General features: G+C 46.4%; 8 protein-coding genes. All 8 read left to right on the forward strand.

Features of this window, described 5'->3' with window-relative positions; all coding sequences use genetic code 11:
* A partial coding sequence (locus VNQ80_RS17700) for a gliding motility-associated C-terminal domain-containing protein (protein WP_325641140.1) occupies positions 1-1,623 on the forward strand: 1,623 nt, incomplete at its 5' end.
* 1 nt (position 1,624) lies between these two features.
* Positions 1,625-2,542 (forward strand): PorP/SprF family type IX secretion system membrane protein, encoded by a 918-nt coding sequence (locus VNQ80_RS17705; protein WP_325641142.1) that lies wholly within the window; start codon positions 1,625-1,627, stop codon positions 2,540-2,542.
* 432 nt (positions 2,543-2,974) lie between these two features.
* The gene (locus VNQ80_RS17710) at positions 2,975-4,783 is read left to right on the forward strand and encodes a hypothetical protein (RefSeq protein ID WP_325641144.1); all 1,809 of its coding nucleotides are present in this window, start codon (positions 2,975-2,977) and stop codon (positions 4,781-4,783) included.
* Between the two features lie 245 nt (positions 4,784-5,028).
* A complete protein-coding gene (locus VNQ80_RS17715; protein ID WP_325641146.1) occupies positions 5,029-6,639 on the forward strand; it encodes a hypothetical protein in 1,611 nt (536 codons plus the stop codon).
* Between the two features lie 76 nt (positions 6,640-6,715).
* Complete coding sequence (locus VNQ80_RS17720; protein WP_325641148.1) at positions 6,716-7,807, forward strand: SGNH/GDSL hydrolase family protein; 1,092 nt, start codon at positions 6,716-6,718, stop codon at positions 7,805-7,807.
* Between the two features lie 232 nt (positions 7,808-8,039).
* Complete coding sequence (locus tag VNQ80_RS17725; RefSeq protein WP_325641150.1) at positions 8,040-9,113, forward strand: substrate-binding domain-containing protein; 1,074 nt, start codon at positions 8,040-8,042, stop codon at positions 9,111-9,113.
* Between the two features lie 326 nt (positions 9,114-9,439).
* The gene (locus VNQ80_RS17730) at positions 9,440-10,447 is read left to right on the forward strand and encodes a Gfo/Idh/MocA family protein (RefSeq protein ID WP_325641152.1); all 1,008 of its coding nucleotides are present in this window, start codon (positions 9,440-9,442) and stop codon (positions 10,445-10,447) included.
* 127 nt (positions 10,448-10,574) lie between these two features.
* A complete protein-coding gene (locus VNQ80_RS17735) occupies positions 10,575-12,050 on the forward strand; it encodes a sialate O-acetylesterase (RefSeq protein ID WP_325641154.1) in 1,476 nt (491 codons plus the stop codon).
* Positions 12,051-12,263 lie beyond the last annotated feature (213 nt).

Below are 12,263 nucleotides of genomic sequence, written 5' to 3' on the forward strand. Positions count from 1 at the left end.
TTCAATGCTGCGGGTGAGGCGACAGGATGCCCGGAAATCAGTTTTACGACAGTTGCACGTCCGGAACCCCCGCAAGCGGATGATCAGCAATTTTGCCCTCCGGCTACTGTGGCAGATTTGATCGCCGTAGGAACGGATATCCGCTGGTACGGTCAGGCCACCGGAGGTTCACCACTGTCTGCCACAACCGCACTGTCCACGGGAACATACTATGCTACCCAAACGGTTGGAGGTCTGAAAAGCGATCGCCGTACGGTAACCGTAGCCGTTGAATCTCCTGTCGCACCGCAGTTCAACAGCGACATTACCGGCTGTGGCAGCTTGACTGTCGCAGACTTGGAAGATGTAGGGACAGGACTTCGCTGGTACAATCAAGTTACCGGAGGTACAGCATTGTCGCCCACGACGGCACTATCCAGCGGAACATATTATGCATCCCGTGTTTCGGGTACTTGTGAGAGCGATCGGACCGCTGTACAAGTGATGATCAGTGTCACACCCGTGCCCGATGTTCCCGATCAGACCTTTGTAGCCGGAAGTACTTTTGCAGATCTAAATGTCATCGGACAAAATTTACGGTGGTACATGGAGCCAAGTGGAAGCACGCCGTTTGACCCACAAACGGTCGTCAACAATGGGACGTATTATGTGTCGCAGACGATAGATGGCTGTAAGTCGGATCGAGTTATTGTACAGATCAATATCGCATCGGCCCCCGGCTGCGCGACAAACATAATGCCTGCCAATAATGCCACGGATGTGCCGGTGGATGCTGACATCACGTGGGATGCCGCTGCCGGCGCGGATGGTTACCGTGTTTTTATCGGAACCTCCTTCGGCGACACAGATGTAGTGGACGGAGTGGAAGTGACCGGCACAACATTCAGCTTAGCGAGCGGTTGGGATGAAAATACCACGTATTATGTCACTGTGATTCCGTTCAATGCCGTAGCCGAAGCGACGGGTTGCGTAGCGGTTAGTTTCACTACGGAGGAATTGGAGACAGTACCGCCCGTTCCCGAATGTACCACTATTATCCGCCCACAAGATGGTGAGCGCAGTAGTACGCTAGGCGATGGAATCGCTTGGGTTACCGTGGATGGAGCGGATGGTTATCGTGTTTCCATTGGTACGACGCCCGGCGGTACAGATGTAGTGAACAATGTGTTGGTAACAGGAACAACGTTTACCCCTATAGTAGATTTCGTGGAAAATACGCCTTACTTCCTGTCGGTCATCCCGTTCAATGCCGCAGGCGAAGCTGCCGGATGCGCAACGCTCCGTTTTGTGATTATACCCGACACACTTCCCGAGTCGGAGCACAACATCAAAAGAACGAAATACGGTATATCCCCAAATGGCGACGGTATCAATGATTTTTGGGAAATCGATGGTGTCGAACACTATCCAGACAACATGGTATCTATATACAATCGCTGGGGTGACCTGGTATTTCAGCTCAAAAATTACGATAACCAATCCCGGGTATTCAATGGTAATGCCAATAAATTGAATCGGTTGGGTGGAGGTATGTTGCCTTCAGGCACTTACTTTTTTGCCATTCAATACCGAGACAGCCAAGAAACGAAAAAAGTAGAGGGGATGTTAGTCATTAAACGTTAATATGGGAATCAGAAACAATTCTATCATTATCGCGGTAACGGCTTTTTGGTTTTTTGGCGTTCCAAAGCTTGTCTTTGGTCAACAGACCCCGCTATTCGCATCGTACAATTACGACCCGTTTGTCATCAATTCCGCTTATGCCGGAATGGCAAAAGGATCGGTCATCAGCATGAACCATAATCGGTATACGCGCAATATTGAGGGCACGCCACGTAGTTCGTCGATGAGTTTCCACACCCCTCTTGCTAAAGATAAAATGGGACTGGGGGCCGCGATTATTGATGACCGCATCGGTGTGACGGCTGCTACAACGGCTGTTTTGGCTTATTCGTATAAGATTTATTTTGACCATACACCGAACCGCCCGTATTGGGCGGTTTACGATCAAAATGTATTCTCTTTTGGTATGACGGCGGGGGTGCAACGGCTCCACGAGAATCTATTGGATCTCGGTGTGGCGGGCGACCCCGAATTTGCCAATAATCTCTCAGAAACCATTCCCATAATCGGCGCCGGTATCTTGTACAACCGTGTCGGTTTCTATATGGGGCTATCTATTCCTAATTTGCTTGGCGACCGTTTGGCATCCCGGAATGACTTGGATATTTCGACTCCGGTATATGGTTATTTTGGTTATCGTTTTTTCACCGATCTCTACCAAGAAAACATGGTTACACCGAGCATATTGTTGAAATATGAGCAAGGAGCGCCTATGCAAATCGATATGAACCTGTCAGCGCACATTAGCGGAAAGTTTGAAGTAGGGGCGGGATACCGCAGCAGCTCGTCCATGAACTTTTTGACGGGGTTTTATCCGCTTGAGCAATTACGGATTGTATACTACTACAGCGTTGGGCTCAAACCGGTATTGGGAAATAACCACGGGCTTTCCTTGTCTTATGCTTTCGGATACGACTAGATATCGGTGGCTGCTGTTCAAGCCCCGACTCAGTTTGTTTTACACTCCCGACTCAAGTCGTTGTTTACCTCGCGCTTACCTTTTCCTTACCAGTTGCTTACCAAAGCCTTAGTCTTCGCTTACTTCTTTACCAAAGGAGTAAACAAATGGTATATAAGGGGTAAACGAAAAGTATGGGGATAGCCATCAAAACGGTGGGCGAAGTGTAAAGGAGGTGTAAGCCGAGTGGCTGCGTATCCATCCAAGGCAGGCTTGGTGTTCCAGGAGAAAGCATGGTCGTGCCGATAAATATCGAGATTACGCTGATTCCGTACGGTTGCACCACGTTGCGCGTGTCGGAATTTCCTTTGGTACAATAAGGATAGACAATTGCCCTTTTTGCATATCTTCGATATTTGGTGCGAAATTGGATAGAGAAAGCCAAATGGTATCATGAAATTATTCTACATCGTCCTATCGTTATTTTTCCTTTCGCCATGTTTGGTTGTGCACGCGCAGCGCATTTCGGATTCTACCGCAGTGGCACTTGAAAAGTTTGAACAACTGCAGCTACAAAATAAGTCTCAGGAAGCGCTGAATATATTGGAAGAAGCGATACGCGTAACTGTCTCGCCTGATGACCTGTCGTATCTGTATGCCTATCAAAGCGGGTTGTACACCTCGATGGATAGCCTGTTAAACGGAAAGCGGTTGCTTGACCTTAGCTTGGAAAATGCCGAGAAATCGAACCAAAATACCTCAAAGGCTGTTGCTTATCGCGCGAAGGCTTTCCTCAACAATATCCTTAATCTACCGGATGCGGTGGTGGAGGATGCACTTACCGGCCTACGATACCTGAATCAAGGTGATGAAGATCCAATTACGGCATATCACCTTAATTACCTTCTTTATAGCGTGTACAGTAAATGGAACGATGAGGAGAAGATGGAAAAGTACATCCGAACCTGTGAAGCATACGCAATCAAGGCGGGTAATCAGAATCTACGTGCCAATGTCAGCAATGGGATTTCCAGCATGTATTTGACCAGGTACAGGAAAAGTCGCCAAAAGGAGGCGTTAGATAGTAGTTTCCATTACTTGAACAATGCGTTAGCTATTTACCAGGCGCATCCCAAAAAAGTAAGCGGTAATACGGCTGTCATTACCTTTGTTAACTTGGCTAATTATTATTTGGATTTTTCTTCCGAAAATGTTGCGGCACGTAAGCAACATGCATTTAAGTACCTGGAATTTGCTGAGGAGAAGCTACGTAACAAGGAAGCCAGTACCGAAAAGTGGATCAATGTATTTGGCATCAGGAGTGGCTTTGCCAAGAAGGACGGCGATCTCGCTCTTGCTGAGCAATATCTACAACAAGGACTCAGCCAACTCATGGGTGACTCCGGAAATCATTTCAGGCTCGAATACTTGGTCAATAAAGACCTATCGGAGATTGCACAGAAAAAAAATAATCTCAGATCGGCTTTAGCCTACCAGCAGCGGGCGGAGGAATTGTTGCGCAAATCATTTGACGAGCAACAGTTGCTAAACGCCCAAAAACTGGAAATCCAATATGAAACGGAAAAGAAAGATCAGCAACTGAAACTGCTGGATGCTCGTTCCGAATTTCAGAAACGCCAAAATTACTTGTACGGGGGAATTGCCATTGCATTGCTGTTTGGAGTTGTTTTTATGTTTATATCCTACAATTTTAGATTACGGTATTCCATCGAGCGCGAACAGAAGCTGCAACAGGAGAAAGCGGAGGCCGAACGCCAGATGATTTTGCAGATCCGATTGGGAGCGGAGGAACAAGCACGACTGAAAGCCGAACAGGAACTGTTGGATTTAAAACGCCAGCAATTGGAAAAAGAAACGTTGACCAATTCGCTGATTATCGAACATAAGAACGATATGCTGAAGCAGATCCAGGATAAAATCCGGAAAGGAGACACAGGGAATATTCAAAAGTTATTGAAAGAAGAAATGCTGGTGCGTACCGATTTTGAGGATATCAAAATGCAGATACAAGAGCTGCACCCCAATTTCTTTAGTCGCCTTTCAGAAAAAGCCCAGCAAAAGCTGACAACACTCGATTTGAAGTATTGCGCATACCTTTACCTTAAAATGACAACCAAACAAATCGCACAAGTGCTTCACGTGGCACCCCAAAGTGTACGAATGTTTAAATACCGGTTGAAACAGAAGTTCGGATTGGATAAAGACTTGGATTTGGAAGAATTTCTGCAGCGTCTCGGCTAGCGTTTTTGTGCCTAAAATGGAGTCGCATTTAATTTCGTGCCATTTATAGCTGGCCCAGCGCTGTCAATGAAATGTTCGATGATCAAACGGTGTTGAGGCATTAGTGAATTCATGGATGTTTGGATTATTTTTCTTTTTGTTGTGGAATATCAGGGACAATTGCATCTGTCCTTTATTTATAGTTAAAATGTTTTGACTAATTTTAATGAAATTCTGAAACAACAAATACCAAAAATCCTAAAATTATGAACGTTAACACCTGGTTATCTACGATCATTCTTGTTTTATTCTCCCAGGGGATAAATGCACAAGAAATAATTAATGCCAAGAAGCTCGGGAAAATGGACGGAGCGCCTTTTAGAAATCTGGAAGAGGTAAACGCGATGGTGTTTAGACCCGCAGGGTATGATACCGTCATGAACCCGAAACTGCCGGATTCGTTGAGTAGCTTGGTAATGCTTTCGAAAGAGGAAGTTGCTGAAATGAATGAAAAGCGCCGTCTTTTTAATCCCTATTTGGTTTTCGGTGATCCTATTGAGCTAAGGAAGGGTGATGTTTTTGTTAGTTTTTCGAGGTCGTGGATCAGATTAAGTTCTTATTACCAATATAATAACGATACCAGTTCGATAGAAACGTACCGGCAAAAGGTTAATCAAAATATGGTGGGCAAAAATATGATCGGATATAACCAGAATTTTGAGCTTTTGGAAGATGTAAAAGGTGTTCCCAGGGAACTGATCAATGCAGATACGGTTTTTATCTACGATACGAAATCAACATTCAAATTTAAGGATACAATTGGTAACTATGGCTCTTTGGTTGTGCACCTCGTTAAGTTTGATCTTGGATACGTAAGCCTCCGGTACTACTATCCGTTGGATAAACGAAAAAAGGCCCTCGAAGAAGTCAATAACACGTGGGGAATCATACAGTTTAAACCGGATAATGAATTTACACATCCTATTCAAGAGGGCCGGATTCCTGCAAGAAAAGAGCCTGATCTGTATCTGGGCAAATTTTCATTTTTGAACAATCCGGAGCAGGTTAGCAGGGAACATAAACAATATGAACGGCGGAAATTGAGCGGTAGAGCAAATGTAATGGCTATGGAAGCCGGCCGCTTAGCACAGTCGGGAGATTTTGATCAAGCGAAGCACAAACTTTTTGAGACGTTGACGATCGATTCGAATAATGTGATTGCATACCGGCATCTGGTGTTGCTATCCATGGATGAGAATGACGAAGATGGGACCTGGAAATACTGGCATAGATTGATGGAAAGAGACTCCGCCAATACAGAGACCTGGTTTCTAAAAGGCCTGGCAGAAAAGAAATACGGGGAATTGGATAGTGCCACAAAAACGTTTGAGACGATTATAAAGGAAAAAGATTCGTTGCACTTCAGGAGCTTTGTCGAACTGGCATTCATTGCCGCGCTGAAAGGAGCGAAAGATTCCGCGGATTTAAATTTCAATCAGGCAATCAACATCTTTAATGCCGAGGGAGAAAAATCCTTACGGAAAGAAAGCCATCGCATATTTAATATCAATGATTTGTTCAAGGTAAGGTTGGCTTACGCCAAGTTCTTGAATGCCAATTTTGCGTTCGAGAAAAGCAGGATGTTATTCGAACAGACCCTTATAGACGAAGAGATGGCTATCGAAGCAGTAAAAAAAGGTGAAAGACAGCGTATTTATGGAAAACTTACTCCTGCAAGCCTCGGAGAGCTAAATTTTATGCTCGCTGTTTCCTATGCCGGACTGATGGATGAACCCAATACCCGGTTGTATCTGGAGAAAGCAAAGAGCCTTGGAAAGATATTGCCTGAAGAATTGGAAGGATTTTTAGCTAATTAGCATATACGTTCTCAGGCATGTCATTTAGATAATTTTCCTATTTTTAGCTTCAATTACAAGGCTAAAAAATCACGATATGATCAGAGCGATTAGATATTTGTTGGCATGCTGGGTGCTTATTGGCGCAGTGACAAGCTCTTTTTCGGAGACAGTTGACACGTTGCATTATACGGATGCCCGCCAGCTCACGCTCATAGGCAAACCATTGCCTGACGGACCATTCTTCCATCGTGTGGATACGGCAGGCTTTCCCGAAATACCAGCCACGGTAAAACGCTTGCTAACCCATTCGGCAGGATTGGCCGTCAGTTTCCGTACAAATAGTACTAAAATCGCTGCGAGATGGTGTACGAGTGCACGGAAACCAGGAAATAACATGACAGCCATTGCCTTTGAGGGGCTTGACCTGTATATTAAACGGGATGGGCAATGGCAATATGCTGGGGTAGCGCGCCCGACAACAAACGAGTGCAACGAGTATACACTGGTGGCAAACATGGAGGCTGGCGATAAAGAATGTTTGATGTACCTCCCGTTGTATGACGAAACCATTTCTTTGCAAATCGGCGTGGAAGCAGATGCCGATATCTCAGCTAAGGCCAATCCGTTTAAGAAGAACATCCTTATTTACGGTTCAAGCATCGTACATGGTGCGTCGGCCAGTCGCCCAGGCTTGGCTTACCCGGCCAGGCTCTCTCGGGAGACAGGATATCACTTCTTGAATTTAGGAGTGAGTGGTAATGCAAAGATGGAACCGGAAGTGGCAGATATGATTGCCCACATGAACATGGATGCGTTCATCTTGGACTGCGTACCCAATTCCTCGCCAGCCCAAGTGACAGAGCGCACAGCCAACCTAGTAAAGACCATCCGCGCTAAGCATCCCAATGTACCTATTATTGCGGTGCAAAGTATTGTCCGGGAAGGTGGCAATTTCGACCGTTCGATAGCTGAACGGGTCGATGCGCAAAATGCCAATTTCAAACATGAAATTGACCAGCTGCAACAGGATGTTGACGACCTCCACCTCATCACGGCAGATGGTTTACTGGGCGATGACCATGAGGGGACAACCGACGGTACACATCCCAATGATCTTGGTTTCGACCGGATGTTACAAAAAATACGACCAGCTGTTTTAAAGATATTAAAGCAGCACGGAATCTAATCTGCGGAAGGTTAGCTACCGTTATTCGACGATGGATGCGTGGTCGTTTAAAAAGTGGGATAAATCGGTTACATTTGACCGGTTTTTCAGTGGGGCAGCAGTATGCTAAAGGTGGTCCATTTACGTATGGAAACAATAGATTGTTCAAGCCGCTTCGCTATTGCTAGCAAATGAATTGCGAAACATTCATTGATGCCATGGTAGAACAAGCGATAAATCAACAGCCATTCTAATGAAGAAAGAAAGTACGGCACGGCAGCTTTCCGGCGTAAAGGAAATTGCGAGAAGAGCGAATGTTTCCATAGCGACGGTGGATCGCGTGATTCATAACCGGAAGGGGGTGTCTGAGACGACCCGACAGAAAATCAACGAGATCATCAAAGAAATCGGTTTCCAACCAAACATCCTAGCGAGTAGATTGGCTTCGAAAAAGACCAATCGATTTGCCGTCCTTATTCCCAACGCAAAGGAGACCGATTATTGGGCAGCTCCGCGTAAAGGTGTGGAACGGGCATATAACGAAATCAAACAGTATGGTATCCAATTGGAACTGTTTCTCTTCGACCTCAATGACAAGCAGTCGTTTGAAAAGCAGGCAAAAGCGATTTTAGATGGTGCGTTCCACGGCGTGGTACTTGCTCCGTCTTTCGTTGATGAGGCACGCAAGTTTACCGCAGTGTGTGAGTCGAGGAAGCTGCCCTGTGTATTTATCAACTCAGACATACCCGATGCAAAAGGACTTGCCTATATCGGCCCGCATCTTTTCAGGAGTGGCTATTTGGCCGGGCAACTGGTGCGGTTCGGGTTGAAGCACGGAAAGGTACTCGTTGTCAATATCTCTAAAGAGATCGATGCCTACCATCACCTGCTGCGGAAGGAAGAGGGTTTTCGCGCCTATACAAACGCAACGAATACGGAAAGTGCCCGTATCCAAATTGAGAAAATAGACATCACCAATACCACAGATAGGGCGGTTGGTGAAGCGCTAAGGGATTGTTTAAAGCAACACCCTGACATAGCCGCATTTTTCGTAACCAATTCACGGGTACGGAGTGTAGCTAAATACCTTCGTAAACAATCGGCTGCACACCATATCCTCGTGGGGTATGACCTGATAGCTGAGAATGTGGGTTACTTAAAAGACGGTACAATCGATTTCCTGATTGGCCAGAAACCAGAAGAACAGGGGTATGCGGGGATTACCACACTGTTTCAGCATGTGATTGTTGGCGGCCCGGTAACCAAAGAGCAATATATGCCCATCGATATCATCACGAGCGAAAACGTAGAATTCTATAAAAATTGAACTGCATGTAATCGCTAAATGATCGCCCAGAATATTTTTATCAAATAATTTGGAAGTGAAAAATATAATCGCGTACTTAGCGGGTACGTTACCGTAAAGACAATTATAAGCAATAGTAAAACCAAGTGCGAAAGGAAAAAAATATTGAACAGTTTATTGTTTTAGATTATTACGTGTACGTACACGTTAGTATGTGACGGAAGTTTTTTCGGTATTGTACGGATCCAAAAGGATAGCAAACGCGTAAAATAAGCACATAGCGAAGCCATTGCTACGAGGATAATGAATAACAAGAAGCTTAACGAACATTCTAAACAAATAACACCATGAAATCAAACAGAAGAGGATTTATAAAGGCCGCTGCCTTATCGGGCGTCGGTTTGACGATAGCCGGTTTGGACGTATTCGGCCGTAGCAACCCAACGCCGGGGGCAACGGGTAAGCGGGTCGGAATCATTGGGCTAGATACATCTCACAGCGTAGCATTTACGAAAGCACTGAACGCGGCCGATCCCGATACGAAACTAAAGGGGTATAAAGTTGTGGCAGCCTACCCTTACGGCAGTCGTACCATCGAAAGTAGTGCAAAACGCATACCTGGCTATATAGATGATGTAAAAGAGTATGGCGTAGCGATTGTGGATTCGATTGATGTGTTACTGGCACAGGTGGATGTCGTGCTGTTGGAAACCAATGATGGGAGGCTGCATCTGGAGCAGGCGCTGCCCGTGATTAAAGCGGGCAAACGACTGTTTGTCGACAAGCCAATCGCAGCGTCTCTTGCCGATGCACAGGCAATTTTTGCCGCTGCCGCACAGCATGGTGTACCGGTGTTCTCGTCGTCGTCGCTGCGGTATACAGATAACACAGCCGCTATCCGTTCAGGTGAATTGGTTGGGAAAGTCACCGGCGCCGATACATTTAGTCCTGCCGTCATCGAGCCAACGCATCCGGATTTGTTTTGGTATGGTATCCACGGCGTAGAGATGCTATATGCCGTCATGGGTACGGGTTGTGTTAGCGTATCACGCACGCACAACGAGGGTACTGACATTGTAGTGGGTACTTGGCATGATGGGCGTATCGGGACATTTCGCGGTATACGTACCGGCCACCAGGGCTATGGTGGAATCGCTCATGGTGAAAAGGGCCACGTAGCTATTTCGAAACATGAGGGATACACGTCGCTTCTTTATAAAATCATTGAATTTTTCGAAACGGGTGTATCACCTGTGGATTCCCTAGAGACATTGGAAATCTTTGCCTTTATGGCTGCTGCCGACGAAAGCAAACGACAAGGGGGAAAAACCGTGAAATTAAAACAAATGGGTTAGTATTCGCGCAATCGAAAATATAATGGATAGACTTTTTTCTAAAGGACAATAGCTAAAAAACACCCCCAGGGTAACGGTGGGCGCCTACAGCGATATGAATCAAAACGTAATAAAGAATCACAACTACATGAAAAAGTTATTTACCGCAAGCTTTTTTCACCTAGTTTTTGGATGTTTTGCGATTGGTGTATTTGCCCAGCAACAACCCCGGGAAAAAGTGCATATCTACGTTTTAATGGGGCAGTCGAATATGGCGGGCCGGGGTAAGGTGACTGATTACTACGCGACATATGGCCATCCGAGGGTCATCGCGCTCGATCAAGCTGGAGAATGGGTCCCCGCCAAACACCCACTTCATTTCGATAAGCCCAAAATGGCCGGTGTCGGGCCGGGGCTGACGTTTGGAATGGCCATGGCCGACGCTGATCCCGATGTCATCATCGGATTAGTTCCCTGTGCCGTGGGAGGTACGCCGATTGCCAAGTGGGCGCCCGGTGCTTATGATCAAAAGACACATACCCATCCGTATGATGATGCCGCGGTGAGGATACACAAAGCGATGGAAACCGGCGTGATTAAGGGAATCATCTGGCATCAAGGTGAAGGAGACAGCAATCCAACGTCGGCAAGTGTATATCTGGAAAAGCTGGAAACACTGATTGGTCGCGTTCGTACACTGGTAGGCAACCCCAATTTGCCAGTTGTAGCGGGCCAGTTGGCGAGATACCGTGAGGGTTACCAACTGATCAATCGGGAACTGGTGAAGCTCCCCGATTCGGTACCCCACACCGCGGTCGTGTCCTCGGAAGGATTGTGGCATCTGGGCGACGGCACCCATTTCGACAGCCCGTCGGCTTCGGAGTTCGGTCGACGTTTTGCCCAAGGAATGCTTGCCTTACAGCACACTCCGGTTACAAATGAACACATTTCATCCGTCCCACCGGCGCCATCACCTACAGCGGTGGATCCGAGCGAGGGTTGGGAGTCTTTATTTGTGGGAAATGACCCGAACGTGAGGTGGCGAAGCGTCGGTGGCGACCGTTTTCCAGACGAAGGGTGGCTGGCCGAAGCCGGTATGCTCACCGTTCAGCCAGGGCGGAATGGAAAGGACATCATGACACGGGAGCAGTTTTCAAACTTCGAGCTGCAACTGGAGTTTATGCTGAGCGATTCAGCCAATACCGGAATCAAGTATTTCGTAGCGCCGTTGGAAAATGCAAAAGGTGAAACGGTACTGAATGGCCCGGAATATCAACTGATCGATGATTTCAAGCACGAATCAGTTATCGACAACAAAAGTCCCGAAACCAGTACAGGGTCGCTTTACCTGTTATTTGCACCCGAAAATAAGATTTTGCATAAAGCAGGCGAGTGGAATCACGCAAAGATCGTGGCAAACGGCACAACTGTGGAACATTGGCTCAATGGGCAGCGTATACTTCGTTACGAGAGGGGGTCTGATATATTCCGCCAACGGGTTGGTCGGACGAAATTCAATGAATACCAAGCCGGTTACGGTGAGGCCGAATTCGGACATATCCTCCTTCAGGATCACGGAGATCAGGCGTCTTTCAGGAACATTCGAATAAGGCGGTTGAAGTAGAGATCCGTTTTTAGATTACGAACGGGGTATGTTTAACTGATATCGAAGATTAAATGATAAACAGCGTATATGAAACCATCATGATTTTCAAAATCACACAGCGGAATGACTAAACGGCTTCAGCCATCTTGAATGCCGTTGAAGTCAAACACAAATGAAAAATCATGATAGCTTCATCACCATTAAAACCGCCGAAGGCAGCATGAATGCCTT

Origin of the sequence: Parapedobacter sp. (genome assembly GCF_035556095.1) — a bacterium.
Lineage (GTDB): Bacteria > Bacteroidota > Bacteroidia > Sphingobacteriales > Sphingobacteriaceae > Parapedobacter.